Source organism: Streptomyces sp. NPDC052701 (assembly GCF_040678355.1).
In the GTDB taxonomy this organism is placed as follows: domain Bacteria; phylum Actinomycetota; class Actinomycetes; order Streptomycetales; family Streptomycetaceae; genus Streptomyces.
In genome coordinates this window covers 118,708-143,979 of the sequence record NZ_JBFATO010000004.1, presented here as the reverse complement: position 1 = coordinate 143,979, position 25,272 = coordinate 118,708, and the positions used below count along the sequence as shown (strand labels likewise).

Below are 25,272 nucleotides of genomic sequence, written 5' to 3'. Positions count from 1 at the left end.
GTCACCTCCCCAGCAGTTCCATGCGGTACAGCACGTCCGCCACCTGCTTCTCGCCGGTGGGCTGCGGAGGGTTGATCACCGTGATCTGGTGGCCGCTTGCCTGATCGCGCTTCACCTTCTCGGCGAGCGTGATCATGGCGTCCCACTGAGCGGGGTTGAGGATCGCCTCGGGGACTCCGGTCTCGTTGACCACCGGGGTGATCCCCGGCGGCAGCCATCCGCCGTTGTCGTATCCGCCAGGGCGGTTGTACGCCTTCGAGAGCGACCCGTAGGCCGCCAAGGCGTACCGCATGGAGGAGTAGACGTTGGCGAGCGGGTCGATCGAGGTCCCGTAGAGGAACGGTCCCTTGTTCTTGAAGCGCCCCGCATAGGCCCGGAAGGTGGGCCCGATGACCTGCATGAGGCCGACGCTGGGGTGGCCAGCCTTCCAGTTGGCGTCCCACTTGTTGACCGCCCGCGGATTGCCGCCGCTTTCCTGGTTCATCCGGCGCAAGGTCGTCTGCACCAGGGACGAGGGCTGGCCGACTAGGCCCAGGGCCTGACGGACCACCCCGGCCCACCGCTGGACGCCCGAGCCGGGTGTGTTCAGGGCACTGCCGCCCCCGGTGAGGTACGGCATCGGGTCCACCGGCTTGCCGTTGACCCGGGCCTCCAGGTGGAGGTGCGGGCCGGTGGTGTTGCCGGTGGCGCCCACCCGGCCGAGCAGCGAGCCGGCCGCGACCGTGTCCTTCGCCTTGGCGATGATCTCGGACATGTGGGCGTACAGCGACGTGAGGCCGCCGCCGTGGTCCACGGTGAGGTGGTTGCCGTACGGGCCCGTCCGGCTGAGGGAGGAGACCCGGCCTGCGGCCACGGCCTTGATGGCCGTACCGACGGCCGCCGGGAAGTCCAGGCCCGTGTGATACCCGGAGGACCACATGTGGCCCTTGACGCCGAACTTCGTGCCGTAGGCGGCGTTGACGGGCTTGATCCAGGAGCCTCCGCCCCCGGTCTCGGCCTCCTTGCCCCGGATGAAGTCGACGATCTTGTCCGCCAGCACCACGGGGATGTTGCCGACGAGCTTGGACCAGATCTGATTCTTGGTGTCGACCGTCAGGGACTTGACCCCGAGCAGGGTCTTCAGCGCCTTCTCGGCCAGGTCGGCCACGCCGCCCCGAGCCCAGTCGACGCCCTTCCCCAGCAGATCGCCGCCCTTGCCGACGGCGCCCTTCACGGCGTTCGTGACGGGGTTGTCGGTGATCGTGTCCCAGATGCCGCCGCCCCAGAAGGCGCGGTGCGGCAGGCCGTTGGCCAGCAGGGCCTGAACTCCCGCGACGCCGCCCTGGCGGGCAGCGGCGTTGAGAGCATTGACCCCGCTGCGGCCCATCACCTTGGTGACCTCGGGCCGCATGATGGCCTCGCCGCCGGAGAGGTCCAGCACGCCGCCCGTGGGGGAGACGAACCGGTGGACGTCCCGTCCCGGCGTGTAGCCGGGGAGCACGCCACCCGAGGCGAAGCCCTTGGGGAGCTTCATCTCGCTGATCGTGCCGATGCCCGGGAGCTTGGCCGCCGTGTTGTTCCAGACCTTGCGGAGGCCTTCGTTGAAGACCGTCTGGATCAAGAACTTCACGGGCTTCTTGGCGACGTCCTGGAGCTTGTCCCAGGCCGTCTTGACCCCGCTGACCGCCTTCGAGAAGAAGCCGACCACCGCGTTCTTGAAGTCGGCGACCTTGCCCTCGATGGTCTTGCGCATCGAGGTGACGGTCCCGGAAACACCGGACCAGAGGCTGTTCCACTTCTCAGTGGTCCAGCGCTTGGCGTCGTTGAACCGGTCCCGGATCCCGCGGGCGAAGCCCGCCACCTTGTCGCCCACGATGCGAGCGGCGGAAGTGGCGCGCCCGATCGTGTTCTCCCAGACGGCGTCCCAGATGTTCTTGATCCACCGCTTGCCGGTGTCGAACCATTCCCGGATCTTTCTGATCAGGCCCGGGATGATCGAGTCCCCGCCGACCAGCTTGTCGTAGAGCCACTGGAACTTTTCGGCGATCCACTCGGTGACGTGCTTGACCGCGTCGATGAAGGGCTGGAGCTTGCGCCCCATGTCCTTCACGAAATCGATCAGGCCCTGGATGGCCGGGAGGACGGTCTCCTTGATCGTCCAGACGGCCAGCTTCACCAGGAGGTCGACGAGCTGGAGGATCGGCGGCAGGAGCGGCAGGATCGCCGGGAGCAGCACCAGGAGGAGCTGCGTGCCCAGCATGAGGAGCTGCGGCAGCAGCGGCGCGATGGCCAGCAGCAGGTCACCCAGGGACTGGGTGATCCCCAGCAGGGGCGGGATCAGCTCCGGGATGACCGGGAGCAACTGCTCCAGGATCGCCAGGAACTGAGTCGCTGCCGTCTCGGCGATCTCCACCAGGATGTCGCCGACGATCTCCAGGATCGGGGTCAGGATCTGGCTCAGTGCGTCGGCCAGGATGACCACGACCGGGGCTATGGCCTCGATCAGCCGGCCCACCACCTGGACGATGGGCTTCAGCGGCTCCAGCGCCAGGGCGATCAGGTCCCCGATCACAGGGATCAGGGGTGCGACGGCCTCCAGGACCTGGCCGAGGAGCTCAGCGACGATCACGAGGACCGGGCCCAGAGCGTCGATCACGGGCTTCAGGGCGTCGCCCAGGGCCACCACGATCGTCTCGATCGGGGGACCGAGCTGCTCGAAGATCTGACCGATGAACTTCAGGGCCGTGCCGAGGAGCGGCGCCACCGTGGTGGCGAGCGTCCCCATCACCGAGAAGAGCGCCTTCAGCCCGGCCTGGACCTCGGGGCTTGAGGTGATCTCCGAGATGGCCCCGGTGATCTCCTTCAGGACCTGGATGGTCCCTCCGCCGGTGTCCTCCCCGGCCATGAAGATGTCGCCGAGGATCGAAAAGACGTTCCCCGCGACGTCCATCAGGTCGCCGAGCAGGGTGACCGCCTGGTCGATGGCCTGCTCCATGGCGCCCGACTCGAACGCCTTGGTGAGCTTGTCGAAGACCTTGTCCGCCGCGCCGGCCGCGCCCTCCGTGATGCGCTGGAAGGCGGGCTGGGCCGCGACGGCCACCTGGCCGAAGGCGGTGACGAACTGGCCCGGGATCCGGCTCAGCGGCGAAAGGGACTTGGTGGCCCCGTCGAAGATCTGCTTGAGCATCCCCGTACGGGCCAGGTTGTCGACGGCCGTCAGGGCGCCTTGGGCCATCCGGTTCAGGACGCCCGCAGTGCCCTCCAGGCCGCCCCGCAGGATCGGGATGACCCGGGAGCCCACATCCGTGAGCCGGCCGCCTATCCCGGCGAGCAGGCGGTCCTGGACCCCGAGCTGCATGGAGTCCCAGGAGGGCTTCAGACCCTTGACCGCGTTGACGAACGACTGGGCGTTCGGGCTGAGCTTGGAGAAGTTCTCCGTGAGCTTGGCCGTCTGTGCCGCAGAGTTGGCCTGGGCGTCCGCCAGGGCCCGAGCTGCGTCGGCTACCCCCCTTTGGGCGTCCTGCACCCGGCGCTGGGCGTCGGCGACACCCCGCTGGGCGTCGGCGACCTGACGGGCACCGTCGGCCTGAGCCTTGGCCACCGCGGCCTCGGCGTCCCTGACGCCCTGAGCCTTGTCGGTGACGTTCTGGTTGGCCTCGGCGAGCCGTTCCTTGGCCGCCAAGACCCTGTCGGAGCCCTCGACACCGGCCTTGTTCGCGGCCTCGGTGTCCTTCTGGAGCCGCCGGGTCTCGACCTGCTGTTCCTTCAGCCCTTGCTGGGCCTCGGCCAGACGGAGACGAGCACGCTCCCGGTCGATCTCGCTCGATCGCGGGTCCAGGAGGGTCTTGTTCAGCTCCTCCTGGGCCTCCTTGACCCGGAGTACGGCCTCCTTCTCGTCGAGCTTGGCGCCCGAGAGCCGGAGCCTCATGTCCTCCAGCTCGCGCGAGGCGTCCCGACGGGCCTCGGTCAGGTCCTCCTGGGCCCTCTTCGCGTCGCGCTGGGCATCCGCCAGGTCCCGCTCGGCGTCCAGGACCGCCTTCTGGGCCTGGGCCACCTCCTCGGCCGCACGACGCTGGGCGTCGCCAACGGCCCGCTCAGCGTCCGCGACACCGCGCTTGGCGTCCTGGACGGACCGCTGGGCGTCCGCCAGGGACCGCTGGGCCTGCTCGACCTGACGGGTGGCGGAGGCCGCTCCAGAAGCCGCTGAGGCCGCCGGGTTGAACGCCTCCTTGAAGGCCTCCCCGAGCCCCGCCGTGCCGAGCCGGATGGCCCCGATGACGGAGCCCAGGGCAGCGATGGCCGGGAGGGCCACGGCAGCAGCCGGAGCGATGGCGGCCACCACGTTGACGACCGCACCGATCAGGGGAGCGGCGGAGCCGAGCATGGCGAGCCGGGAGCCGAGGTTCCCGACCATCCCGAGGGCTGAGCCGGCCGCCGAGGTGATGCGGTCGATCGTGCTGGCCGCTCCACGGTCGACGTCGACCCGGATGTTCGCCCTGCGGTCCTCTGCCAGGCGGGCCAGACGGGCCTGGGCCTCCTGGTCGCCCTGGAGGCTGACGTTGACGTTGACCTGCTGGTCCCGCAGCAGGGCGGCGAGCTGGGCGCGGTACTGCGCCTGGGCCGTCCGTTCGAGCTGGACCAGCACCGGCAGGGTCACCGGACGGGTCAGGTTCGCCACGTCGGCCCGGAAACGGGCGACCGAGGCGCGGTCGATCTCGATCGGGACGGCCACCGACGTGACACCGCTCGCCCGCAGGCGCTGGGACAGCTCCTGCCCGAAGCGGCTGACGTCCGGAGAGACCCGGAGGGAGACAGTGCCGACAGGAGTGGTCACGACCGCCCCCTATTCAGTTGGTGGCCGTGCTTCCTGCGGAGGCTGCTCGGCGCGGGGAAGGCTGCGGGGGACCTGGCCCGGAGCTGCGGTGCCGCTGATCTGTCCGGGCACCTGCTGGCCCTCCAGGGCTCCGCTCGACAGCAGTTCGAGGTAGTCCTCGGCCCTGGCGTTGGCCTCGGCCTCCTCGGCCGTCTCCCGCTGATCCGCCTCAGGGCGGGGATACGGCGTCATCTGCGGCGGCTGCTTGTTCGTGACACCGACGTACGACACGCCGTAGATGGCCTGGAGCATGTCGGCGATGTAGGCGAGGAGGTACGTCTCGTCGCCCCAGCGCTGGCCGTCCGTGATGCCCCTGAGTTTCGCCTTGTACGGCGAGTGCGAGGGAAGCCCGGCGATCAGGACCTTCAACCGCCGGACGGTCATCTCCCCCCGGTAGAACTTGAGGAGGTCGCCCTCCGCGCCGTACTCGGAGATCAGCGACGCTTCGAGCGCGTCCGAGTACTCCTCGACGTGCGCGCGGAAGCTCGCCGTTCCCCCCGGTTCAGCCCCGCCTTCGAGGTCTCGTTGAGGATCTCGATCACACGCTCCATGGCGGGCCGCATGACGTAGCGGGGCTCGTCCAGGAAGGACTGGGCCAGGTCGGCGTCACCGTCGAAGACGTCCATGGCCCACGCGGCCAGGTCGCCCTGGGTGAGAGAGATCTCCGAGCGGGTCGGCCACAGGTCCGGGTGGGGGACCGTGTACACGGTGCCCGTGGCTCCACGGAAGCGGTACGACTTCCTGGTCGCCTCGCGCTTGGCGAGGTCGGCACCGCTGAAGTCGTCGTCCAGTTCGAGGTCGTCGACCTCGTCCTCCGGCTCGTCGAAGCGCTCCGGCTCGTCGTACTCGTCGTCCCGGTACTCGGGCATGGGTGTCTCCAGGAAGGTGGGTGTGGTTCGTCGTGCGGGGTGAGCGGAGCCGCTCAGATCACGGGGTCAGGGCCGGAACGACCAAGCCGCCGATCTTGTAGTGGACGGAGGTGCCGTCCGAGGCGGTGAGCGCCGTGAAGGTCATCTGGTAGGAGACCAGGGTGTCGCCCTTGTAGACCTTGTTGCCGCGCTCGGTGACCTCGCAGCGCGGGATGATGATCCGCGTGTGGAAGTCGCCGTCCACGATGTCCAGGCCCAGGGCACGGACGTCCGGCTCGGTGTTCTGACCGGTGGAGAACGAGGTGTACGCCGCGTCCCCGGTGCCCGTGGTGGTCATGTCGTCCAGCGCCACCGAGTGGTACAGGCTGACCACGTGCGGGTTGCTGGTCTGGATGAACGTGAGCTGGAACGTGGTGGTCTTGGACGTGAGCTGGGTCCGCACGGGGGCGTCGTAGCCCCACGCCTTGAACTCGGCGCGGGCCTGGTCGGTCGCCTCGGTGAGGCCGTCCTCGGAGACCTTGCCGAGGTCGAACCACTCGTCCGCGTCCCAGGCCGACGTCAGGTCGGTGGGCACGGTGGCGCCGACGGCACCGATGTACGCCTTGCCCGCGTATCCGACCCGGACGCCGTCATTGGCGTCAGCCATGAGGGTCCCTCCTTCAGGGGGTGATGATCCGGGTCAGGCCCGGGAGACAGTCGGTCACGCGGGGCGCACGAGGAGCCCGGCGCTGAAGCCGACGCGGTAGACCTTCGGGTTGTCCTCCGGGCGTCTACCGGGCCCGGAGATCTCGGCGGTGTGCGTGCACAGCCCGCCGTCGCGCTGGTCTCCTGCCATGTCCGCCAGGGCCGCACGGGTCCGATTGGCGGTGGAGCGGGCGGAGGCCAGGGAGCTGGCCCAGACGTCGATGTCGACCATCGGTTCGTCCAGGGACCTGCGGAAGCGCCAGGAGCCGCCGATCCGCATCACGCGGATCACGGGCCTGTCCTGGATCAGCTCGTCGAACTGGGCGTCCTCCGGCAGCACGGTGCACAGATGCGCCTCGTCGCCGAAGAACTCGGCGAGGAAGTTCCTGGCCATCAGCTCCGCGTCCGGGAAGACCTTCACGCCGCTGAGGGCCATGGCGACCTCCTACGCGGAAGGGGCCTTGTCCTCGGCGGCCTTGCGGGACTGCTCGGTCTTGGCGGGCTTGGACTCGGCCTTGGGGGCCGGCTGGGCCTCCCCGTCCACGCGACGGACAAAGCCGTCCCGGACGCGGGTGTCGGCCTCCTGCTCGGAGCAGGCGTAGACCTCGCCCGGTTCGTGGTGGTTGCCCTGCCAGTCCTTGTGGGGGAAGGAGACCTTCACCTGGACGGACATGTTGTTCCTCTCGTCATGCCTTGCCGCCGCTCTTCAGGTGGTCGAGCGTCCGGCCGAAGATGTGCTGGCCCTCCATGTGCCGGGTGCCGTACTCGACGTGAGCCGCGTAGTCGACGTCCGAGACGATCTCCGCCCCGTCGCCGTCCTTGCGGACCTCGATCGAGTCCCGGTACCGCCCGGTGTCCACGGGGGCGATGGAGCGGGCGAAGTCCCGCCCGCGCTCTGCGGTGTCCTGGACGGCCTTCTGGACCGCCGGGTGATCCGCGAGGGCCTTGATGGCCTGCTCATCGAGCTGGATGCCGGTGATGCCGTCCACGGCTCACCCCCGGATGCGTACGGCGGTGAGCTGGAGGTGGTCCAGCAGCGCCAGGCCCGACCAGGGGAGCGGATCGCCGGTGACCTCCAGGGTCATGCCGTTCCACTCCAGGCGGTCCCTGGGGCCCACCGCAGTGCCCGGCGCGAGCCTCACCAGGTAGGTCGTAGCGACCTGATCCCGGTTGTCGCGGTTCTCCGAGGAGGCCGCGGGCTCCACCTGGCCCTGGACGGTCGTCCGCTGAGCACCGGACCAGTCGGTGCTGCTGTTCCCCTCGGCGTCGAAGCCCTCGGGGGCCTTCACCACGGTGATCGTGTGGGGAGTGAGGAGGAGCGCCACGGCACCCCCTCAGCGCGTGCGAGGACGGACCGGGAGGAGCCCTTGACGCCTCAGCACCCCGATGGCGTTCTCCGAGTACCTGGGGGTCCTGCCGGGACCTCCGGAGCCGAAGGAGCGCGCGATGCTCAGACCACCCTGCGACATGGACGAGACGTTGGCGTTGGCCCCCGTCTCGTCCCCTGTCGTCATCAGGTAGTGCGCCTGGTAGATCGTCGCCTTCGTCAGGGCGTCGGCGACCTTGACAGACACCGGGTCGCCCTCGGCGTCGACCTCGTACACGGCGAGCCGGATCAGCTCGTCGATCTGGTCCGAGGCCGTGTCGAGCAGCCTGCGGGCGTGAGCCGGCGGGGTGTCGGGGGCCAGGAACGCGGCGAGCTCTGCCTCCGTCGCGTACGCCATGGCCCCTCCTACTGCTTGGGCGTGCCCTTGGCCGGCTCGGGTTCCTCGGCCATGTCGCGGATGCGCTTGGGCATCCGGCCGTCGGGGGCCATGGAGTTGGTGTCCTCGCTGAGGACCCAGCCGTCCTCGCCCGTCATGGCCTTGCGGGCCAGCTCGTAATCCTCGGGGGACTCCTCGGTGACCTTGCGGGTCTCCTGGGCCTGCGGGACGCCGTCGATGTACTTCAGACGCTGGTAGGTCCGCATCAGCGGGACACCTCCTGGACGCCGCAGTCCACGCACCGCTTGACGGGCACCTGGTCCACGGAGTGGTCGCGGTTGTGGCGGTCGACCTCGAAGGTCTCCACGCGCTTGGCCGGGCACCCCTCGCGGTGCCGGAGGCCGTCGTTCTTCTCGGCCATGACCGAGTCCTCCTTGGAAGTGATCAGGACGCGGCGACGCGCACGCCACGGAGGCGGGCGGCACCCTTGCCCAGGACGGCGATCGAGCCGTACAGCTCGATGCGGGTCCGGTAGACCGGCATGGACTGGAGCATCCCGAGGTCGTCGACCATGAGCCCGCCGTTCCACAGGCCGAGGACACCCACGTCGCCTTCACCGCTCGACCAGCGCACGGCGTAGATCGAGGAAGCGTCGTTCGCGGTGCCCTGGGTTTCGGTCTGCGGCAGGATCGGGTTGCCGGAGGCGTCGTTGCCCATGTCGAGCAGGGCCACGCCGTTGTAGGTGTCGATGCTCTTGCCGAACTCGGTCCGCTGCTGGTCCCAGGCGTTCAGGCGCCGGGCCGCCGACTTGATGCGGGCCTTGGTGGCGGCGTTCATGTACAGGGCGTTGGCCCCGCCGGGGACGGCCGCGATCAGGGCGTCCAGGGCGTCGAAGAAGTCCTGGGCCGAGCTGGCCGGGTTGGCTGCCGTGAAGACCGGGAGACCGTTGGTCGCGGCGTCGATGACCTGCGAACCCACGAGGCGCTTCTTGAGGCCGTCGAACGACTTCGGATTCACCGCGGAGTCGCCGTTGATGAAGGCGGTCTGGAAGCCCAGACGCAGCGCCTTGATCTTCAGCGCGGTCTGGGTGGCCCGCTGGCTCGCCAGGTTGCCCCGGGTCTGCTCGATGAAGCGGTCCACATCCGCGTCGCCACCGAAGATCTTCAAGGTCTCGGTCTTGGTGTTGAGCGTGCCGGTCGACTCGGTGTACGCCTCGTTGACGTCACGGAAGGCGACACCCGGGAGGGTGGCCTCCTCGTTGTACGCCCAGGCGTTGCCGGTGACGTCCTCGAACTGGATCTGGTCCAGGACGACCGACTCGGTGTCCGTGAGGAACGTCTCCATGACGCCCCGCACGAGCTGGTTGGTGCTGAGCTTCGCGGACTCAGCCAGGGAAACGGCCACTGCCGTCCTCCTTCGGACATGCAAAAGCCCCGGTCAGTGCCGGGGCTGATGGGATGGGCGGTTACTTCTCCGCGTAGTAGGCGGTGAGTCGGGGCCTGCCGGGAGCGGCCTTGGCCACACGGTCGCCGTCGGAGTCGGAGCCGCCGAAGTTCCCTCCCGAGCGCGTGGGGGCGCTGCGGTACTTGGGGGTCTTCGCGGCCTCCCTGACCTCCCGGAGGACGTCCCTGTCGAAGGAGTCCCCGGTGTGGTCCAGAGCGGACACGGTCGCCAGGAAGGCCCGGCTGTCCAGCAGAGCGTCCGGGTCGGCTCCCGCCTTCGTGGCGGCCTTGTAGACGGCCAGCTCCACCGCGCGCTGCTTGGCGTCCGCCTGGGCCGCCGTGAGCTTCTCGTTGAGCTGTTCGGCGTCGTCGCCGTCGGTCTCCAGGCCGAGCGCCTTCAGCACCTTCTGGAGCTGCTCGCTCTGCTCGGTCCCGCCGTTCTTGGCCTTCACGCGGTTGGCGGCTGCCTCCCGGCGCAGGCGCAGGATCTCCTTGCGCGCCTTGTCGGGCAGGTCGTCCAGCCAGCTCTCGCCGTCCTGGTCTCCCTGGCCGTTCTGGCCACCCTGCTGGGCAGCCGAGCTCTGGTCCGTGTCCTGGTTGCCGCCCTCGTTCCCTTGGCCGCCTTCGGAGCCGCCTTCGCCCTCACCGGACCCGCCGGCGATGGCGTAGATCGGGCGGCCGTCCTTGCGGTGGCCGAGCACCGTGCCGGGCGGCACGGAGATGTACGGGGTGCCGAGGTCCGGCGTGGTGCTGTGCTGCATGACGAAGCCCTCCTGGAGCTAGGTCGTAGGAGGCGCGGTCCTGCCGCGCTCTGGGGGTGTTTCGGTGTCGCCCTCGTCCTCGGAGTCCTGCTCCGGGGGCTGGGTGAGCTGTGCTGGCTCGGGGGCTTCCCCCTGGATCCGGGTGACTTCCTCGTCCACCTGGTCGTCGGGCACCAGGCCCGCGAGACGGACGAGCGTCTGAAGGGAGGCGGCACCGGCCGCCTTGAACGCCTGGACGGTCTGGGCCAGCGTGAGTTGGTCGGTCTGGACGGCGTCCGGAAACGTGATCTCGATGCGCTGGGGTTTGACGCCGGAGTGGAAGATCCGGGCGTCGATCGTGAGCAGGATTTCCAGCAGCTCCCTGAGCTGCGGTATCCAGTAGAGGATCTTCTTGCCCCGAGTGCTCAGGGACGCGCGCTCACGGGCGTTGACCTCGGTCGCGGTCTTCTGGCCGTTGCTGCCTTCCTGGGCGAGCCCGAAGGTCTGGGCCGAGTAGCCCGCCCCCCGGATGACCTGCTGGATCAAGTCGCCAGCCGTGCCCAGGTGCTCCTGGTACCGGAGGTTCGGCTGGACCATCGTGATCTCCTGCCGGAGACCGCCCGCGTCCGTCAGGACGTCCAGGGGCGTGAAGACCGACGCCTCCAGGTCGAACCAGGCGCCCTTGCCCCGCTCGTCCTGTGCCTGCATCAGGAAGTCCTGCGGCACGATCAGCCGGGCCTTGCCGAGCTGGATGTCCCGCATCAGCGCGCTGAGCGTCATGTCCAGCGAGTCCATGAGCTTCTCGACGCCCGCGTAGTCCGAGCGGCCGAGGGCGGGCTCCTTGAAGAACCGAGAGGGCCGCATGTTCGGCACGTACACGCACGCGAGCCGGGGCAGGCCCGTGGGGATCGCGCCGTCCCCGTTGACGGCCCTGGCGTACGGCTCGGTGTCCGGGAGGGTCTCCAGCGGCACTCGGTGGCCCAGGCGCTGTCCCGTGCCCTCGTAGAGGCCGTGGAAGACCACGCCGGGCTCGTGCCGCTCCAGGTGCCGGTACACCTTGCCGCTCTCGATGGCGACCTCGGTCCAGAAGGTGCAGGCTCTGAGCCGGCCCCACTGGAACTCCGGGACGGCCTTCTCGGGCTGGATGGCCTGGGCGACGGGGGTGTCCGCCACATCCAGATCCCAGTCGACCTTGATGAAGACCCCACCGAACGCCGCCGAGATCTCGGCGGCCTCCAGGAGGAGAGCGTGCAGTCCCTCCTGCATCAGGTCGTCGATGCGCTGCTGGGTGGTGTCGTCCTCGGCCTTCAGGGCCGGGGGATCGGCGAAGAGGAGGTTGGCGCTCGTGGCCGCGATGTCCCCGGCGAGGGGGACGTGCTCACGGATCGGCACCTGGGTGGGGTCGATGGGGGCACCCCACCAGAACGGAGCGTCGTACCGGGCGGACCCGAGGACCGCACCGGAGGCCGCGGTGCCGAACTGGCCCGAGTAGACCTTGGAGAGCTGGTGGATCGAGCCCGACCACCAGGCGTTCCACTCGGTGAAGCGCTGGTAGGGCTTCTCGCAGGAGGCCGGGGGCCAGGCGATGTCCTCGGACGGGAGTCCCGTCATGCGGCAGCCACCTCCCCCGAGTCGAGCCGTATGCGACGGCGGTAGCTGCTGCGGGTCGTGAAGAGCACGTAGCGGGCGGCGTCGATCGAGTGGTCGTTCCGCTTGATCGGCGCGTCCTCACCCTGCTCGCTGGCCTTGGGGTCCCAGACGTACGAGGAGATCTCCTCGATCAGCCCGGTGCACGAGCGGTGGATCTTCAGGACGCCCTGCTGGAGCAGGGAGGCCATCCAGTTGATGCCGGGCATGACGTCCTTGTCGGCGAGCTGGATGCTCCCGTACCGGCTCCCGAGCCGCCGCAGGTCGGCGTGGAGCTGGAGGCGGAAGTCCTTGGCCGCCGAGTCGACGACGTGGTACCGGGGCCGTACACCGGTCTGAGGGCCGAACCGGGACCCCTGGGGCTTCCGGTACGTCCTCAGCCAGTTCAGGTACTCGGGCGAGAGCTGGGCGTTGGTCTTGCCGATGCCCTGGTTCTCCTTGGCGTTCGGGTCGTACCGGTGCTCGCCCGTGAAGTACAGCCGGCCGTCTTCCCCGAGCCCGAGGAGCACAGCGGCAAAGGGCACGGAGTGACCTACGTCGATGCCTGTCCCGATCCAGTCGGTGATGTACGGCATCTCGTCCACGACGTGGAGGTCCTCGTCGAACATCGAGAAGACGGCGCCCTCGGCCACGCACCACTCGCCGAGGATCAGGCGCTTGTACAGCAGGCCGGAGTACTCGGCCTTGCGCTGCTGCACGTACGTGGGCGTCAGCGTGGGGTTGTCGTCGATGACGAAGGTCAGCCGGGCCAGGTCCAGGTCGCTGCTCAGGTCCCGTACCTCGCCGGTGCGGGTCAGGTGCACCTGGGCCTTGTCCAGGTAATTCTTCTTCAACCAGTGGTTGGCGCTGTCCGGGTTGCTCGTCCCGATCAGACGCGGGTCGGTGTCCGACATGCGGGAGGTGAGCATCGAGAAGAAGCTCTCCGGCATCGTGGACAGCTCGTCGCAGTACGCGCCGACCAGGGAGAGTCCGCGGATCTTGTCCTTGCTGCTCTCGTCGTTGCCGCTCGCGACGATGATCCGGCGGCCCAGCAGCGTCAGGACACCCTTGCCCTCGTTGTACGCGCAAAGCTGGGGCCCGAGCATCTCCACCAGCACGTCGATCACGTTCTGGCGCAGGGTCCTGGTGGTCTTCCCGGCCATCAGCAGGTTCCCGCGGGGCCCGTTGCGTACGAAGTCCAGCCAGTCGATCAGGGACGTGATGGTCTTGGCGGACCGGACCGAGCCCTCGTAGATCGAGATCTGGTGCTGGCGGCTGATCTGGACGGCCAGGCGCTGCTTCGGGGTGAGCGGCTGGAGGTCCACGGCCTACTCGTCCTGCTGGGGCTTCTCGCCCATGGCCGCGCTCAGGAACCGGTCGATGGCCGAGAGCTGTTCGTCCTTGTCGTGCTCCGCGTCGTCCTTGGCCTTCTGATCGAACCGGGCCAGAGCGCTCATCGCGGAAGTCGTCAGGTCCTTGGACTCCTTGGCCGGGGGAAGGTCCAGCCACTGGGCGGCGATCTCTCCGGTCTGGGTCATGCCCGTCAGGAGGTACCGGCTCCGGGCCCGTGCCATCTGCTCCCGGGCCAGCTCCAGCAACTCCTGCTGGAGCTCCTGGCGCTGGGCCTTCAGGTCGATCTGACGGGCGTCAGTGGCGGCCCTGACGGCCTCCCGGTCGAAGGCGAGCCCGAGGCGCCGCGCGTGGTTCGAGATGGTCCCCAGAGCCCACCCCGTCTGACGGTGGATCTCGTTCCTGGACAGCCCGTCAGCGTGGAGCTGACGGAGCCGCTCCTCGTCCTCGGCGGTGAAGGTTCGGGCCACGGCCGGCTCACCCCCTCATGCGCGTGTGGTGGCGGGTGACCGGTCAGGTCCTGACGGGCGTCACAGGGCTTCACGATCCGTCCTCGGACGTGATCTCCTCGCCGTATGGAGAAGCGTTGGGGTGACGAGTGGCGTCCGGGGATGCGGGTCCGGATGTACGATCGCGATAGTCCGACCCGGGAGATCCGGGACGGCGTGATCAAGAACCGGAGTTGGGGCCGGGAACGAGGCAAGCCGATCTGGTGGTTCGAAGTCCTCTTCGACGGCGACTCCGAGGTGCGCGTGTACAAGCCCGGTGAGATTCACGTGGGGATCGACAACGCCAAGGAGGCCGAGGAGTCGTAACTGTCAGGCCGCCGGGATTAGTACGCGCTTGGCCTTCGCCCTGGTGGCCTTCTCGGCTCGGGCGACGGCGATGTGTCGGAGGAGCTTCTGGCCTCGGTGATCGAGGCCTTCGACTTCGAGATGTCCTCGGCGGATCCAGCTGTAGACCGTCTGCGGGCTGACGCCCGTCAGGTCGGCGGCCTCTCGGATCGTCAGCCAGAGTTCGTCCTCCATTGAAGCCCTCCCGCACATGCGAAAGGCCCCGGTCTGCAAATGGCGTCGGGGCCTGCACGAGGACACACGAGTCCTGCCGTGTTCGATTATGCGGTCGTTCGTTAGGGAAAGCAAGTGCTGCTTCTGGCGGGCGTCATGACGTCGGAGTAGACGGGCTTGTAGTTGAGCCACGACCAGGCGTGGATGACGACCTCGCGCAGGCCTACCTCTGTTCCTACACAGACGTTCCCGCCAGGGGCAGACCCGGCGCCTACGGATCAAGTACGGGCGCCAGCCCTTCCGGCGGCGCATCGACGCACGTGGTGGCCGTCATGACGAAGGTGTCGGCGACAAGAACACGCATTTCTCTCGCGGTGGGGTGGCTGGTTTTGCACAGCCGCCCATTCTGATCACCGTTCGGTCCTAGAGTATGGCCACGGACGTTTTCCACGCTCCACTCCTCTGCGCCCCGGCCGGCCGGGCGTGCAGGTGGCTCGGCACCCACAGTGTCATCGGCTGTCGAGAGGAGGAATCCCGTGTCGGGATGGGAAAGCGAACCGCCGGACCCGGCCTGGCTGGCGTTGTACGTGGCGCTTCTGGATCTTGCCATCCAGTTGGCGGCCTACCTGTCGGGCTGAGTCCGGCGTCCGTTCGGGGCCGCCCCTTCGGGGGCGGCCCGTCTCTTCTCCTAGGGCAACCATAGTTGCCCTAGAGTGTGGATCCAGCATAACGGCGGCCTAGGTCATCTGCCCACGGATCAGCGGATCCGGCGGGTGTCTACCAGCGGCCCCGTGGCATGTCGGCGATGGCGCTTTGGATCGCCGACGCAGCGTCCTCCAGCCGCCTCGCAGCCATCATCAGTCCCTTGGCCTTGTCCTCCAGGCCGCCGAGCTTGTCGGCGGCGTGGGCGAGGACATGGACGTTGTCCTCGAAGCTGCCCAACGACCGTGCAGAGTCGCTGAACAGCTCGATAGCGTCGGGACTAATGCCGAAGCCGTGGATGCGGGGATCTGCCAGTTCATCCAGCAGGGTGTTGAGGAGGCCGGCCAACTCCGGGGCGGTCTTGGAGAACTCGGCCAGTGCCGGGCGGACCTGATCGAGAAACTGTCCCTGGGCTTCGGCCAACATCTCACCCAGACGGGTTTCGGTCAGCCCGGTCAGGCCCTCCAGCGCCTCCACGGCCTCGCCCTCGCGGTCAGCCTTCCAGCGTTCGAGGAGCTTCACTGGGTAGTCGTCGCTGCTGGCGCCGTCGATGGTGGTGTGGTGGGGGACGCACAGCAGCAGCAGGTTCTTGAAGCTGTTGCGCTCCGGCACGGACCATGTGGCGTCGAACCGTTTCCCGCCAGGGTTGATGGCCCGGATGTGGGCGATCTCCGCGTTCAGTTTGGGCACACCGTTGACCATCGTGATGACGCGGCTCGTACATCCGGGCCAGTAGCAGTAGCCCCTGCACAGGGTCATCAGCCCGGCGAGTGTGGCGTTGTCGTACTTCCTCTGTGCCATGCGTCCCCCTCTACGACAGCTCCTTCGGGACTGTAGGACGTTGTGTGGCATCCCTGCTACGGGGCGTGTCGGAGCACGGGGGGCTCATGGAGTTCAGGCGGGCGGCAGAGTTTTCAACCCTGGCTCCCGCTGCTCGACCCTCAGCCGGGCCTGTCGGCACGAGCCGTCGGAGTTCGGGAGGTTGGCGTCAGCGAGGGCCTGACGGATGTGACGGGTTCCCGGGCGCTTTCCTCCCAGTCGGTCGTACAACTTCCTCACGACATCGTCCGCCGTGGGCTTCTGCGGGTTCTGGGCGGACTTCTCCGGCTCCGTATTGACGCGGGCCGTCACGACCTCCGGGCGGGGCTTCGGGGCAGCGCTGACGGGCTTGGCGGCAGGCGGCTGGAGAGCGGGGGCCCACTTGGCCACTGCGGGCTTCCACAGAGGAGCACCGGTCCTGACGACGTTCACCGACGGCTTTGACGGCTCCGCCTTGGTGGTGGACGGCACCTCAGGTCTACGCACGGTGGCGGTCAGGTGCAGTACGTGGGCAGCCACCGCCGGGGGAGTGGCCGAGACGATGACCACGATCCAGGCGCTCTTCTGGAGGTAGCCGCCACTGATCAGGTGCTCGCAGATCTGGGCGGCCATGGCCAGGGCGAGGGCGATGATCGCGCCGACGTTCGCCTGGCGCCTCTCGGGACTCCGCCGGGAGAGGCTCCCGGCGATGGCGGCGGCCACAGCGGCGTACAGGCTCAGGCTCGCAGGCATGATCAGGGCGAACCGCCAGTCCCACCCGGCCAAGACGGCCAGGCGGTACTCGCCCGGAGCGCTGAGCGCCAGGGCTGCGGCAAGGACGGCGGGACGGCCGGCTGAGGTGGCGAGCCGGACCAGAGGCGGCTGGACGGTCTCCGGACAAGGGGAAGGCCCCGCGGCCTTCGTGGGCGCGGGGCTCTCGCGGTGGTGCACGAGCGTCAGGCCTCCTGCGGCGTGCCGAGGGCCTGGGCGGCCTGACGAACGAGGGCACCGTAGTCCTGGGCGTCGAGCTTCACGACGCACATCACGCACTCGGCAGCCCAGCCGGACCAGTCCTCTCTGACGAGCGTCAGCATGTCGCAGCTCGGGCACGGCACCGGCAGGGGCAACCGTCGGGGCTCGGTGCGGGTGACGGTCTTGACGGCCCTCATCAGCTCGCGCAGCTCCAGCTCGAAGTCGGCGACCCAGGGCTGCTCGACGATCCAGCCGAGGTGCGTCAGCAACCGGTCCGTCAGGGAACTGACGTGGACCCTGACGGGCGCCAGGCGGCGCTCCTCGGTGACCACCTGAGCCCAGGCCTCCAGCACCGCCAGGACGGGCACCGGACCCACCTGGTCCTCGGCGTTAGTGACGTTCTGACGGGCGTATGGGCCCAGCAGGTTCAAGGTGTCCTCCCGGCCCGGGACAGGGGCGTGGAGGCGGGTGGAAGACCTGCCGTCGCCGCCCCTCTGCTCTCGCTCGCGGCTCATGTGGAGGTAGGTCCATTGCTCGGGGATCGCGGCGATGAGCCCGCGGATCCGGCTCTGGCAGACGACGCAGGTGTGCGTCTCGGAGGTCCGGTTGCACACTGCGCACGCGGCCCCAGTCATCGGGCCCTCCGGATCCGGCGAACGACCGCGACGACCAGGCCCGTGACGATGCCGAGGGCGATGAGGTGGAGGCCGTAGTTGACGAAGTCGATCATCTGGGGGTTCTTGGTCATCAGCCCTGGGCCTTCTCGAACTCGCGGCGAACGTCGCTGAGGTGGTAGAGCGAGCCGCAGGTGAAGCCGCCCACACCCTCGTCGAGCAGATCGACATCGGTCACGGGGAGCTGCGGATCCAAGACCGGCTCATCCACGTTGAACATCCCCAGCAGCTCGGCGGCCTGTCGATGGGTCAGCAGTGCCTCTCCGCAGACTCCGGATCCGTGATCGGCTCCGCAGACCCACCGCTCCACGGTCGCGGCCGAACCGATCTGGAGGACGCGACCTTCGCCGTCGGCGGTGGGCAGGACGCGGTGGTTGCGCCAGGCCGCCTCGGCGATCTCGGTCATCCGGGTCCGGATCAAGTCGTTGATGTTGATCTCGATCGTCATCAGTCGTTCTCCTCATCGGCAAGGCGCTCGTACTCGGCCCAGAAGGCCTCCAGCGCGCGGTCGGCGTCCTCGCCGAACAGCTCCTTCAGGGAGCGGTCGGGCTGGTACTCGAAGATCCGGACGGGCTTGTAGGTGATCTCCTCGATCACGGCGGACCCGTCGGGGCGTTCGTGTATCTCGACGTTCGCGATCTGTTCCGGGCCGTAGCCCACGAAGTAGTCGTCCAAGGCGGTCATCGGCCCTCCCCCTCCGGGGCGACGGCGGTCCAGACGCCGTCCTCCTCGGCGATCAGGCCGCGCTCGGTGAGGGCCTTGACCGCGCGATAGACCACGGCCTTGTCCACCCCGAGGGCGCGAACGATGGTGGCCTTGCGCTGGCCGGAGGGGCGGTTGCGCAGGTGGGCCCAGACGATCCGGGCCGAGAGGACCAGCTCGGTGTCCCGGAGGACCTGGTCGAGCGCGGGGTCGATCGGGCGCAGGGCGGTGTTCTCCATCAGGCGCCCCGCCGGAACTCGATCACGTGGCCGTCGATGACCTCGGTCGACGACAGGACGGGCCGGCTCGGGCTCGGGAACCAGGAGATGGAGGGGTTCGCCCGCAGGCCCTCGCTGATGAGCTGCTGGACCAACTCCCTGACCCGGTCGGGCCGGACGACGGCACGGCCACGCGGACGTCCGTTGGGGTCGACCCACATGTCCTCGGGGAGCTGGAAGAACTTGTCGCCCTTGCCCGCCCTCGGGTGGCCGTGGCGGTACCCGTCCTTGGTGAGGTTCCCGAATGCGTCCCTGCGCTGATTGCGCTGGTCCAGCAGGTAGCCGTGGGTGTACAGGTGCTCCCAGAAGGCGTTCTCGGGAACGTCGCTGAAGTAGACCTGGCGGAAGAGCGTGGGCGTCATGCGGCGGGCCGCTATGGCCTGACGCGGCTGGATCTCCTGTCGGACGACCTGCTCGGTGTTCAGCAGGTACTGGCGGACCCGGCGGGCAACCTCGGACTCGGTCAGGAGCTGGCCGACGTTCAGCAGGGCCCTGCGGGTGAACAGCCGCAACGATCGGACCCCGTTGAACAGGTGGTCACCCTGACCACCTGTCTCCGTCTTGAAGGCACGGAGCTCGGCACCCTGGATGGTTCGCATGCCGTTTTGCGTCAGCTCATCGCGATTGCGGCGGACGAGACTGTGGATCGCCTGGGTGTCCACCTCGTAGTACGCGGCGGCCATCTCGGTCGTGACGTGCAGACTGTCCGGCAACATCGACAGGGCCTTGACCTTGTCGAGCACGTCCGTGCGCTCGATCGTCTGCATCCGCATGGTGCGGGACTCCGTGAGGATCAGCTCATTGCTGACCGGGGGAGCGATGGTGGCCATCGGCGTTCCCTTTCGACTCTGTTGTGCGGGAGTACTCCAAGGGGCATCCAGCACAGGAGGCATTCCCCCGTGCGGGGTGCCTCCTGAAGAGTCGATATCGCCTCGGTGGCGATGTATTCACATTACCACTCCGTGGTGGGTCTGAGCACCCTTAAAGGAGCCCTGAGGGCATACTCGTTGGCTTTATGACTTCTCTCGGACTTTTCTTGGAGCAGTGCCCTCTACAAGAATTCCTGGAGTATTCAGAGGTTGGCGGGCGGGTCACGCGCGTGCGTATCCTTGGTCGCAGACGCGACGAAGCCCCCGGCCTAGGAACCAGGGGCCGCGTCAGACGGCTTCCTTTTTAAAAACGAAGCCAGGTTGGTCCGGGAGGGCTCCCACCCTCATCCGAACCGGCTGTCCCCACGCCTCCAAGCAGATTGGGAACAACCACATGAACTCTGACGCCGATTCTATCGGCCAGGCCGTCTCGGGACGAACCGCTCACCGGGAATCCCCGGAGAAGGTCTCCGGCGTCCGCCTCAATGAGATTCGTGAGCGCCTCCTCCTGGAGCCCAAGGCCCTCAACGAGGCCACGATCTCCTGGGCCGTGGAGATCCACTCGTTCCTGTCCGGCACCCGGGGCATCGCTCGCTGGACCGACATGCACAAGGAGACCGTCCAGAAGATCGCCGGTCCCACTGGGGGCACCTCCGTTTTTAAATTCCTCTACACGGCCACCCGGGGCCGCTCCTCGGTGATCGAGGAGGAGCGCGAGGACATGCAGCTCCGGTTCAACTCTCTGGTCGGGAGGTCCTGGTCTCCTCTGGGCCCCTCGGGATACCGGTCGTTTGCCGCCCAGTACCTCTCTGACTACTTCATCCCCTCTGGGTCCTGGACCCTGGAGCTTCTGGAGGATGGGGCCCCTCAGAGAGGTAATGGGCGGAAGGCGACCGGTATCGGAGAGTCACACCTGAAAAACTCTGAGCGACTGGAGATCCAGCTCGTCCTGGCCCAGGAGAAGATCAGCTCTCTCACCGAGTGGGGACGGATCCGAGGGGAGTCCTGGACACTCCTGACGATCTTGGACCCGGCCAACGACTCCTGGACCGACGAGCAGTACGGCAAGCACGCCTGGCGTCTCGCGGTCCTCTTCGCCGGACAGAACGTCGTGCTCACCCAGAAGGACGTCATGGCCCTCACAGGCCTGGCCGAGAGCCCGGTCCGCCGTCTGCTGAAGAAGTGGAAGGACGCCCTGCTGGTGACCGAGGAGAAGGTCGGCCGGGCCAAGCACTTCCACTTCGGCTTCTACTCGGTGCTCCACCCGGACGGCCAGATGTACGACGGGGGCCTGGGTGACAAGACCAAGCTCTACGCGGCCATGAGCCGAGATGCCAAGGAGCGGGCCACCGCGGCCCGTCGGGGAATCCCCGAGGGGACCATCGCCTGGAAGGCCGCTAACCCCCGTACGCGCCAGGCGTTCCTGGACGGGCTCCCCGAGGATGCGGACCCGGTCTGGCGAGCCCTGGTCGAACGAGGCGACGAGGTGGAGATGTATGAGCACCTGGTGGCCCAGGCCAAGGAGGCGGGGTCTGCCCCATCGAACCCTGCGGTCTTGGTCGCCGGGGTTGTCGAGCCCGGCAACCTGAAGCGGCCGGCTCAGGCGCCCCCGGGCCTCATGAGCACTGAGACCCAGCGGTTCCTTGAGCAGTCCGCGGAGGTCCAGCAGGAGACCCTGGCCGCCATGCGCAGGAGGATGGCCGGAGTCAGCTCGACCTGACGTGTGTGAACGATGTGCCAGGCGGACTCGCAGGCCGTGGAGGAGGGCGACATCGTCCTCCTCCACGGCCTTGAATGCCTCGTCCAGCAGCTCAGGGAGCGCGGAGCGTTCACGGAGCCGTCTCGACCGTGCACTCCTCTACCCAGTGCGCGATGACGCTGAGGGTCGCGAGGTATTCCAACGCCTCCTGCTGGCCCCAGTCCGTATCCTCCTCGTGCGCCGCTACGTTGCGAATCGCCAGGAACGCGCCCGCCGTCATGTACTTCGCCCCCTCCTGCCGAGCACGCCAAGAGGGCGATGTCCGATCTCCTGGAGACCGCAGTCGCGGTTTGCCGGCCACCGGGTCCTTCAGGTCGAACGCCTGCATCGCCAAGTCGTACTCGCCTACGTCATGGCGACCGAGCTTCTGTTGGAGACGTCGGTTGACCGTGCGGGCTGCGGCGAGGACGGCGTCCTGGTACGCCTCGGCGGCCCAGAGCGGCGCTGCTGGATCCCAGATCCACGGGTGCAGGTCGTCTGCCGCTAGAGCGGGCGAGGTGGGGCGCAGGAAGGCCGCCATCTCCTCGGCCGACTGCGCCAACCCGAGGGCGTGTAGTGCTGCCGCCCGAGCGGCGTACCAGTCATCTTTGGCGTGCCCGTCATAGTCGCCGAGACCAGGCGAGTAGACGTTTTCGATCTGGCGCACCAGCACCTCCTGACTCACGAGGTCCTTAGGGAACTCGGGCCACTCCGTCGTCTGAGCCTTCAGTGCTCTCTCGACGGCAGCAAGGTGGTCAGTGACGCCCTCCACGAACTCGGTCAACTTCTCGATGGCGAAGGAGTGATCCATAGTCGGAGAGTAGGGACCAACAGCCACGCTGTTCGGGGATGGAGGAAAAGTGGTGTGCGAGGAGCGCAGGAGGCGCTGGAGCGGTACGGCCTGACGGAGACCTCGGACGGCTTCGCGTTGACGCTCAAGGGCTTCCAGAGGGCCTCCCGGCGGGCTCTGGACCTTCGGAAGCAGGGAGACCCGGAGGCGATCCGGGTACTGGCCTTGCCCCCCGACGATCCGCTCCGGTGGGAGTACGCCCGGTGTCTCCAGATCGACTCGTTCGTCTCCGAGGTGCACCACTCGGAAATTTAAAAAGTTGACCCGAAAGTCCCACGTCGAACGAATGCGCCGTGTAACGGAGGGATCGCTTCCCGTCATTTCAAACGGCTAACATGTTGATGGCCGCACGCTGAAGGCCCGCCCCTGGGGAGAGGTGGGCCTTCGAATTTTTAAAAATCTCTGGCGAGAGATCAGTCGGGTGGTGGGACGCCCGAGGTTTGGGGAAACCGTGAGCGAGCTTAGCCGTATTCGTTCAGCAGTGCTAGACGATGAGCTGCACTTCTCGTTGTGGGATGCCGTCCGTGTCCTGGGATACCGCTCGGTTGCCGGGTACGGTTCGGGATACCGGAAGATCCCTAAGGAGCTGAAGCGGCGCGTTTCGTGGGAGGTCTTCGGCGAGGAAGGACCCCGGGCGCGAACCTTGACCACCGCCGTGACCAGGGACGGCTTGCGACGCCTGGTGGCGAATTCTCGCCGGGCCGCCGCTGTGAATCTGGCGATCGAGCTGAACATGGAAGTGGTGTGCGTCCCGACGCCCGAGGCGGAGGCCCTCCGGATTATCGCCGCCGCCCTGAAGCCGCTGGACTTTGTGGAGGAGTATCGGGTCGGCGACTACACCGTGGACGCCTATCTCCCCGAGCTCAACGTGGTCGTCGAGCACGACCGGCTCAACGACCTCAGCCGCGACAAGACCGCCGAATGGTGGAGGCGGACCTTGATCGAGGACCGGCTCGGTTGCGCGTACGTCTCGTTCGACACGAGGCGCCGGGACTTCAACCCCGGCGACGTCATCAACACGATCTTGACGATGGACTTGCCGGAACGGACTGAACAGGCCGCCTAATTTCTCCAAGAAATCCTGGAGAGAATCCGGTCGGTCAAAGCGGTGGTTGTGCTGTCACCCGAATGGGTGGCAGCATTTCCGCATGCCCGCCAGGAAGAAGCTCGTCATCCTCGACCCGGAGGCCCCTACGGGCTTCAGGCGGGTCTCGTACGGACCTGTAGTGGACGGCCAGCCCCTGAGGTCCCCGGCGATGCGGAAGCTCGTCCAGGGCCTCGTGCGGGACCAGGCGGCCTTCGCCGAGCGGGAGCGGCTGGAGGAGGAGTGGGTGAAGAAGCAGCTCGCCACCGCACCCCCGCTGACCGTCCGGCAGATTCAGATGCTTCGAATGGTGAAGGCGGACCTCATTCAGGCCGCCCAGCGACGTAAGGAAGAGGAGAGGGCCGACCGGAAGGTGGCCTGAAGGGCTAACGCCACTTCACCTCAACCCGGTTTGGGTTCCAACGGTTGAAGGGCCTGGTCGCGGGGTGGATCAGGATCTCCCGGATGAGACTCCGGTACAGGCCCTGCTTCCGGGGGATCGAGTAGTCCGCCCACTCCTTGCGCAACTCGGCGACGCTGATCTCGGTGAGGTTGGCCTTGACCCCGTACTCCGCGATCTGCCTACGGGCGTTGGCCATCCTGACATTGAGTTTGTCGATCGCGTTCTGGATCTCCCGGGCCGGACGGTCGCCGTCGAGCAGCTCGTCCTCCAGTTCCGCCTTCCGCTTCTCCCAGTTCAGGAGCTTGGTCTCCAGAGCCGGCCGGGGGTCGTCGGGATCCTTGTGAGTGGCCGCCTCGATCTCCTCCAGGTGTCTAAAGGTGAGCTTCTCCACCAGCGGCTCCAGGTCACCGATCTGGATCGTCCTGCCGCCACAGCCCCCGTTCTCCTTCCGGCACGTGTAGAGAGGGGTATCGGGCTTGTCCCCCCGCTGGCTCGTGCTCATCTTGTGGTGCTGCCGCCCCTCCTCCTCGCAGGAGCAGGGCTCACCCACGACGTGCGGGACCTTGCAGGTGCAGCGGACCAGGCCGGAGATCGGGTGCTTCAGGGCGGTGGCGTCGCGCTCGCCGAACTCCGCCTTGAACTCCTCGGAGCGCGCGGAGAGCAGGGCCCGGAGGGCGTCGCTCTTCTCCGGAGAGATGATCGCGGGCCAGACGGCCGTCCCCTTGATCACGCACTTGTGCTCCTTGCGGCCCGAGATCCGGGCGGACATCAGGAGGGTCCGCATGGCCTGATACGTGAAGTCGCCCCCAGTGGTGGTCCTCACGCCGTGCTCGTGGGCGTCCAGTACCAAGGAGTACAGCTTCTCTCCCGCCAGGGCCCTGTCCGTCCAGCGCTCGACCCAGCGAGCTTCGTCCTCGTTCAGAATCTCCCCGAGGATCTTCCGGCGCGGGCCCTTGCCGTCGTAGAGCCGTGTGTAGCCGAAGGGCCGGTGACCCGAGTTGTGGATCTTTCCCTCGGCGACCAGCTCCTGGACCTTGCGGAGGATGCGCTCCTGCTTGTGCTCCACCTCGTACTTCGCGATGGCACCGAGCATGCGGGCCACGAGACGGCCAGTGGGGGTGCTCAGATCGAGGTCGCCCGCCTTGACGGTCGCGATCTCGGTCTTGTGCTCCTCCACGATGATGATCAGGTCCTCCAGCTCGGCGGGCTGGCGGTACAGGCGGTCTGGGTGCCAGGAGACCACGGCATCGATGTGGCCGGACTTCACGTCCTCCAGCATCCGCAAGTAGTCCTTGCGCTTCTTCCGGCGGTCAGCGGCCGTCACGTCGTTGTCGACGTACACCTCTACGACCTTCCAGCCGAGCGAGGCGGTGAGGAGGCGGCAGTCGTCCTCCTGGCGCTTCACGCCGAGACCGCCGCCCTCGCGGTCGTCACTGATGCGGACGTAGATGCCGACGCGGCGAACCCTGGCGGTGGTCTTCATGTCGTGAGGGTAGAGGAGTTGGTGGGTTCGAAGGAACTTATGGCACCACGGCTCGGTCTACCAGGACCCGGACCTGATGCGCAGGGCGGCACCGCGGCTGGCGCTGATCTCCTGCGGCGCGGACAACCCGTACGGTCACCCCGCCCCGAGCACCGTGGCGGCGCTGCGCGCCGGGGGAGCGAGAGTGCTGAGGACGGACCGGGACGGGGCGCTGGCGGTCGTCGGCGGAGGCGGTGAACTGCGGGTGGCGCGAGACTGAGGGCATGGACCCCGCACAGGCCGACGCCTACCTCCACCGCCTGGGAGCCGGGCGGCCGGCACGGCCCGCCGTCGGCGTCCTGCGCGAACCGGGTGCCGACCGTGCGGGGCACCGACCGGACGGAGTGACGGACCGGCGGACTGACGGACTGACGGACTGACGGACTGGCGGACCGGGGACCGACGGC

At 67.9% G+C, this 25,272-nt stretch carries 33 protein-coding genes and 1 pseudogene; 7 read left to right on the top strand and 27 right to left on the bottom strand.

The window, feature by feature from the left end:
* Position 1: 1 nt before the first annotated feature.
* From AB0L29_RS07440 to AB0L29_RS07365, 16 genes are all read right to left on the bottom strand, one after another.
* Entirely contained in the window at positions 2 to 4,813 is a 4,812-nt protein-coding gene (locus AB0L29_RS07440) for a peptidoglycan DD-metalloendopeptidase family protein (RefSeq protein ID WP_365824328.1), read from the bottom strand.
* Between the two features lie 9 nt (positions 4,814 to 4,822).
* Positions 4,823 to 5,236, bottom strand: a complete 414-nt coding sequence (locus tag AB0L29_RS07435) for a hypothetical protein (RefSeq protein ID WP_365824326.1) — start codon at positions 5,234 to 5,236, stop codon at positions 4,823 to 4,825.
* Positions 5,237 to 5,286: 50 nt separating this feature from the next.
* Positions 5,287 to 5,721, bottom strand: a complete 435-nt coding sequence (locus tag AB0L29_RS07430; RefSeq protein ID WP_365824324.1) for a hypothetical protein — start codon at positions 5,719 to 5,721, stop codon at positions 5,287 to 5,289.
* A 58-nt stretch (positions 5,722 to 5,779) separates the two neighbouring features.
* Positions 5,780 to 6,367, bottom strand: a complete 588-nt coding sequence (locus AB0L29_RS07425) for a phage tail protein (protein ID WP_365824322.1) — start codon at positions 6,365 to 6,367, stop codon at positions 5,780 to 5,782.
* 54 nt (positions 6,368 to 6,421) lie between these two features.
* Positions 6,422 to 6,841, bottom strand: a complete 420-nt coding sequence (locus AB0L29_RS07420; protein ID WP_365824320.1) for a hypothetical protein — start codon at positions 6,839 to 6,841, stop codon at positions 6,422 to 6,424.
* Positions 6,842 to 6,850: 9 nt separating this feature from the next.
* Complete coding sequence (locus AB0L29_RS07415; RefSeq protein ID WP_365824318.1) at positions 6,851 to 7,078, bottom strand: hypothetical protein; 228 nt, start codon at positions 7,076 to 7,078, stop codon at positions 6,851 to 6,853.
* A 13-nt stretch (positions 7,079 to 7,091) separates the two neighbouring features.
* A complete protein-coding gene (locus AB0L29_RS07410) occupies positions 7,092 to 7,394 on the bottom strand; it encodes an HK97-gp10 family putative phage morphogenesis protein (protein ID WP_365824316.1) in 303 nt (100 codons plus the stop codon).
* 3 nt (positions 7,395 to 7,397) lie between these two features.
* Positions 7,398 to 7,730, bottom strand: coding sequence for a hypothetical protein (locus AB0L29_RS07405; RefSeq protein WP_365824314.1), 333 nt, complete (start codon positions 7,728 to 7,730; stop codon positions 7,398 to 7,400).
* 9 nt (positions 7,731 to 7,739) lie between these two features.
* Complete coding sequence (locus AB0L29_RS07400; protein ID WP_365824312.1) at positions 7,740 to 8,129, bottom strand: hypothetical protein; 390 nt, start codon at positions 8,127 to 8,129, stop codon at positions 7,740 to 7,742.
* An 8-nt stretch (positions 8,130 to 8,137) separates the two neighbouring features.
* Complete coding sequence (locus AB0L29_RS07395; RefSeq protein ID WP_365824310.1) at positions 8,138 to 8,374, bottom strand: hypothetical protein; 237 nt, start codon at positions 8,372 to 8,374, stop codon at positions 8,138 to 8,140.
* Entirely contained in the window at positions 8,374 to 8,529 is a 156-nt protein-coding gene (locus AB0L29_RS07390) for a hypothetical protein (RefSeq protein WP_365824309.1), read from the bottom strand. Before AB0L29_RS07390 ends, AB0L29_RS07395 begins: the two co-directional genes overlap by 1 nt.
* A 23-nt stretch (positions 8,530 to 8,552) precedes the next feature.
* A complete protein-coding gene (locus AB0L29_RS07385; RefSeq protein ID WP_365824307.1) occupies positions 8,553 to 9,512 on the bottom strand; it encodes a major capsid protein in 960 nt (319 codons plus the stop codon).
* 61 nt (positions 9,513 to 9,573) lie between these two features.
* Complete coding sequence (locus AB0L29_RS07380) at positions 9,574 to 10,311, bottom strand: hypothetical protein (protein ID WP_365824305.1); 738 nt, start codon at positions 10,309 to 10,311, stop codon at positions 9,574 to 9,576.
* A gap of 18 nt (positions 10,312 to 10,329) precedes the next feature.
* The gene (locus tag AB0L29_RS07375; protein ID WP_365824303.1) at positions 10,330 to 11,901 is read right to left on the bottom strand and encodes a phage portal protein; all 1,572 of its coding nucleotides are present in this window, start codon (positions 11,899 to 11,901) and stop codon (positions 10,330 to 10,332) included.
* Positions 11,898 to 13,241 carry a phage terminase large subunit gene (locus AB0L29_RS07370; protein WP_365824301.1) on the bottom strand — a complete coding sequence of 448 codons (1,344 nt, stop codon included), beginning with the start codon at positions 13,239 to 13,241 and terminating at the stop codon, positions 11,898 to 11,900. The genes AB0L29_RS07375 and AB0L29_RS07370 overlap by 4 nt, the downstream gene beginning before the upstream one ends.
* A 3-nt stretch (positions 13,242 to 13,244) precedes the next feature.
* Positions 13,245 to 13,736 carry a DUF3240 family protein gene (locus AB0L29_RS07365; protein ID WP_365824300.1) on the bottom strand — a complete coding sequence of 164 codons (492 nt, stop codon included), beginning with the start codon at positions 13,734 to 13,736 and terminating at the stop codon, positions 13,245 to 13,247.
* Positions 13,737 to 13,889: 153 nt separating this feature from the next.
* Here AB0L29_RS07365 and AB0L29_RS07360 point away from each other — a divergent pair, with 153 nt between their 5' ends.
* Positions 13,890 to 14,081, top strand: coding sequence for a hypothetical protein (locus AB0L29_RS07360; protein WP_365824299.1), 192 nt, complete (start codon positions 13,890 to 13,892; stop codon positions 14,079 to 14,081).
* Positions 14,082 to 14,084: 3 nt separating this feature from the next.
* On the opposite strand, the gene AB0L29_RS07355 is transcribed toward AB0L29_RS07360, so the two are convergent.
* The 9 genes from AB0L29_RS07355 to AB0L29_RS07315 all read right to left on the bottom strand — a co-directional run bounded on the left by AB0L29_RS07355 (position 14,085) and on the right by AB0L29_RS07315 (position 19,229).
* On the bottom strand, positions 14,085 to 14,294 hold the full coding sequence (locus AB0L29_RS07355; RefSeq protein ID WP_365824298.1) for a helix-turn-helix domain-containing protein: 210 nt from the start codon (positions 14,292 to 14,294) through the stop codon (positions 14,085 to 14,087).
* 250 nt (positions 14,295 to 14,544) lie between these two features.
* Positions 14,545 to 14,724, bottom strand: coding sequence for a hypothetical protein (locus AB0L29_RS07350; RefSeq protein WP_365824297.1), 180 nt, complete (start codon positions 14,722 to 14,724; stop codon positions 14,545 to 14,547).
* 326 nt (positions 14,725 to 15,050) lie between these two features.
* Complete coding sequence (locus AB0L29_RS07345) at positions 15,051 to 15,776, bottom strand: hypothetical protein (protein WP_365824296.1); 726 nt, start codon at positions 15,774 to 15,776, stop codon at positions 15,051 to 15,053.
* A 93-nt stretch (positions 15,777 to 15,869) separates the two neighbouring features.
* Positions 15,870 to 16,724, bottom strand: a complete 855-nt coding sequence (locus AB0L29_RS07340) for a hypothetical protein (RefSeq protein WP_365824295.1) — start codon at positions 16,722 to 16,724, stop codon at positions 15,870 to 15,872.
* Positions 16,725 to 16,729: 5 nt separating this feature from the next.
* The gene (locus AB0L29_RS07335; RefSeq protein WP_365824294.1) at positions 16,730 to 17,380 is read right to left on the bottom strand and encodes a hypothetical protein; all 651 of its coding nucleotides are present in this window, start codon (positions 17,378 to 17,380) and stop codon (positions 16,730 to 16,732) included.
* Between the two features lie 112 nt (positions 17,381 to 17,492).
* A complete protein-coding gene (locus AB0L29_RS07330; protein ID WP_365824292.1) occupies positions 17,493 to 17,867 on the bottom strand; it encodes a hypothetical protein in 375 nt (124 codons plus the stop codon).
* On the bottom strand, positions 17,867 to 18,103 hold the full coding sequence (locus AB0L29_RS07325; protein ID WP_365824290.1) for a hypothetical protein: 237 nt from the start codon (positions 18,101 to 18,103) through the stop codon (positions 17,867 to 17,869). The genes AB0L29_RS07330 and AB0L29_RS07325 overlap by 1 nt, the downstream gene beginning before the upstream one ends.
* Complete coding sequence (locus AB0L29_RS07320; RefSeq protein WP_365824288.1) at positions 18,100 to 18,360, bottom strand: hypothetical protein; 261 nt, start codon at positions 18,358 to 18,360, stop codon at positions 18,100 to 18,102. Before AB0L29_RS07320 ends, AB0L29_RS07325 begins: the two co-directional genes overlap by 4 nt.
* Positions 18,360 to 19,229 carry a hypothetical protein gene (locus AB0L29_RS07315; protein WP_365824286.1) on the bottom strand — a complete coding sequence of 290 codons (870 nt, stop codon included), beginning with the start codon at positions 19,227 to 19,229 and terminating at the stop codon, positions 18,360 to 18,362. The genes AB0L29_RS07320 and AB0L29_RS07315 overlap by 1 nt, the downstream gene beginning before the upstream one ends.
* A gap of 433 nt (positions 19,230 to 19,662) precedes the next feature.
* Here AB0L29_RS07315 and AB0L29_RS07310 point away from each other — a divergent pair, with 433 nt between their 5' ends.
* Positions 19,663 to 20,988 carry a hypothetical protein gene (locus tag AB0L29_RS07310; RefSeq protein ID WP_365824284.1) on the top strand — a complete coding sequence of 442 codons (1,326 nt, stop codon included), beginning with the start codon at positions 19,663 to 19,665 and terminating at the stop codon, positions 20,986 to 20,988.
* Positions 20,989 to 21,097: 109 nt separating this feature from the next.
* Here the strand turns inward: AB0L29_RS07310 and AB0L29_RS07305 are convergent, their stop codons facing one another.
* Positions 21,098 to 21,817, bottom strand: coding sequence for a TIGR02391 family protein (locus AB0L29_RS07305; protein ID WP_365824282.1), 720 nt, complete (start codon positions 21,815 to 21,817; stop codon positions 21,098 to 21,100).
* Between the two features lie 54 nt (positions 21,818 to 21,871).
* Here AB0L29_RS07305 and AB0L29_RS07300 point away from each other — a divergent pair, with 54 nt between their 5' ends.
* The 3 genes from AB0L29_RS07300 to AB0L29_RS07290 all read left to right on the top strand — a co-directional run bounded on the left by AB0L29_RS07300 (position 21,872) and on the right by AB0L29_RS07290 (position 23,322).
* On the top strand, positions 21,872 to 22,111 hold the full coding sequence (locus AB0L29_RS07300; RefSeq protein WP_365824280.1) for a hypothetical protein: 240 nt from the start codon (positions 21,872 to 21,874) through the stop codon (positions 22,109 to 22,111).
* Between the two features lie 226 nt (positions 22,112 to 22,337).
* Entirely contained in the window at positions 22,338 to 22,922 is a 585-nt protein-coding gene (locus AB0L29_RS07295; RefSeq protein WP_365824278.1) for a hypothetical protein, read from the top strand.
* 82 nt (positions 22,923 to 23,004) lie between these two features.
* A complete protein-coding gene (locus AB0L29_RS07290; protein ID WP_365824276.1) occupies positions 23,005 to 23,322 on the top strand; it encodes a hypothetical protein in 318 nt (105 codons plus the stop codon).
* 4 nt (positions 23,323 to 23,326) lie between these two features.
* On the opposite strand, the gene AB0L29_RS07285 is transcribed toward AB0L29_RS07290, so the two are convergent.
* Positions 23,327 to 24,826, bottom strand: a complete 1,500-nt coding sequence (locus AB0L29_RS07285; RefSeq protein WP_365824274.1) for a recombinase family protein — start codon at positions 24,824 to 24,826, stop codon at positions 23,327 to 23,329.
* Between the two features lie 37 nt (positions 24,827 to 24,863).
* Between AB0L29_RS07285 and AB0L29_RS07280 the strand changes: the two are divergent.
* Together AB0L29_RS07280 and AB0L29_RS07275 are read left to right on the top strand one after the other, a co-directional pair.
* Positions 24,864 to 25,085 (top strand): annotated as a pseudogene (locus AB0L29_RS07280) (hypothetical protein); the annotation flags it as partial.
* Between the two features lie 4 nt (positions 25,086 to 25,089).
* Complete coding sequence (locus AB0L29_RS07275; protein WP_365824272.1) at positions 25,090 to 25,245, top strand: hypothetical protein; 156 nt, start codon at positions 25,090 to 25,092, stop codon at positions 25,243 to 25,245.
* Positions 25,246 to 25,272 lie beyond the last annotated feature (27 nt).

What these genes read in the sequence shown, in the direction of transcription:
- AB0L29_RS07395 (WP_365824310.1), bottom strand. Translation starts at nt 8,374, where the DNA reads ATGCGGACCTACCAGCGTCTGAAGTACATCGACGGCGTCCCGCAGGCC.
- AB0L29_RS07355 (WP_365824298.1), bottom strand. Translation starts at nt 14,294, where the DNA reads ATGGAGGACGAACTCTGGCTGACGATCCGAGAGGCCGCCGACCTGACG.
- AB0L29_RS07305 (WP_365824282.1), bottom strand. Translation starts at nt 21,817, where the DNA reads ATGGATCACTCCTTCGCCATCGAGAAGTTGACCGAGTTCGTGGAGGGC.
- AB0L29_RS07320 (WP_365824288.1), bottom strand. Translation starts at nt 18,360, where the DNA reads ATGGAGAACACCGCCCTGCGCCCGATCGACCCCGCGCTCGACCAGGTC.
- AB0L29_RS07435 (WP_365824326.1), bottom strand. Translation starts at nt 5,236, where the DNA reads ATGACCGTCCGGCGGTTGAAGGTCCTGATCGCCGGGCTTCCCTCGCAC.
- AB0L29_RS07415 (WP_365824318.1), bottom strand. Translation starts at nt 7,078, where the DNA reads ATGTCCGTCCAGGTGAAGGTCTCCTTCCCCCACAAGGACTGGCAGGGC.
- AB0L29_RS07420 (WP_365824320.1), bottom strand. Translation starts at nt 6,841, where the DNA reads ATGGCCCTCAGCGGCGTGAAGGTCTTCCCGGACGCGGAGCTGATGGCC.
- AB0L29_RS07390 (WP_365824309.1), bottom strand. Translation starts at nt 8,529, where the DNA reads ATGGCCGAGAAGAACGACGGCCTCCGGCACCGCGAGGGGTGCCCGGCC.
- AB0L29_RS07310 (WP_365824284.1), top strand. Translation starts at nt 19,663, where the DNA reads ATGAACTCTGACGCCGATTCTATCGGCCAGGCCGTCTCGGGACGAACC.
- AB0L29_RS07335 (WP_365824294.1), bottom strand. Translation starts at nt 17,380, where the DNA reads ATGACTGGGGCCGCGTGCGCAGTGTGCAACCGGACCTCCGAGACGCAC.
- AB0L29_RS07330 (WP_365824292.1), bottom strand. Translation starts at nt 17,867, where the DNA reads ATGACGATCGAGATCAACATCAACGACTTGATCCGGACCCGGATGACC.
- AB0L29_RS07275 (WP_365824272.1), top strand. Translation starts at nt 25,090, where the DNA reads ATGGACCCCGCACAGGCCGACGCCTACCTCCACCGCCTGGGAGCCGGG.
- AB0L29_RS07430 (WP_365824324.1), bottom strand. Translation starts at nt 5,721, where the DNA reads ATGCCCGAGTACCGGGACGACGAGTACGACGAGCCGGAGCGCTTCGAC.
- AB0L29_RS07380 (WP_365824305.1), bottom strand. Translation starts at nt 10,311, where the DNA reads ATGCAGCACAGCACCACGCCGGACCTCGGCACCCCGTACATCTCCGTG.
- AB0L29_RS07325 (WP_365824290.1), bottom strand. Translation starts at nt 18,103, where the DNA reads ATGACCGCCTTGGACGACTACTTCGTGGGCTACGGCCCGGAACAGATC.
- AB0L29_RS07360 (WP_365824299.1), top strand. Translation starts at nt 13,890, where the DNA reads ATGTACGATCGCGATAGTCCGACCCGGGAGATCCGGGACGGCGTGATC.
- AB0L29_RS07375 (WP_365824303.1), bottom strand. Translation starts at nt 11,901, where the DNA reads ATGACGGGACTCCCGTCCGAGGACATCGCCTGGCCCCCGGCCTCCTGC.
- AB0L29_RS07285 (WP_365824274.1), bottom strand. Translation starts at nt 24,826, where the DNA reads ATGAAGACCACCGCCAGGGTTCGCCGCGTCGGCATCTACGTCCGCATC.
- AB0L29_RS07315 (WP_365824286.1), bottom strand. Translation starts at nt 19,229, where the DNA reads ATGGCCACCATCGCTCCCCCGGTCAGCAATGAGCTGATCCTCACGGAG.
- AB0L29_RS07425 (WP_365824322.1), bottom strand. Translation starts at nt 6,367, where the DNA reads ATGGCTGACGCCAATGACGGCGTCCGGGTCGGATACGCGGGCAAGGCG.
- AB0L29_RS07290 (WP_365824276.1), top strand. Translation starts at nt 23,005, where the DNA reads ATGCCCGCCAGGAAGAAGCTCGTCATCCTCGACCCGGAGGCCCCTACG.
- AB0L29_RS07400 (WP_365824312.1), bottom strand. Translation starts at nt 8,129, where the DNA reads ATGGCGTACGCGACGGAGGCAGAGCTCGCCGCGTTCCTGGCCCCCGAC.
- AB0L29_RS07345 (WP_365824296.1), bottom strand. Translation starts at nt 15,776, where the DNA reads ATGGCACAGAGGAAGTACGACAACGCCACACTCGCCGGGCTGATGACC.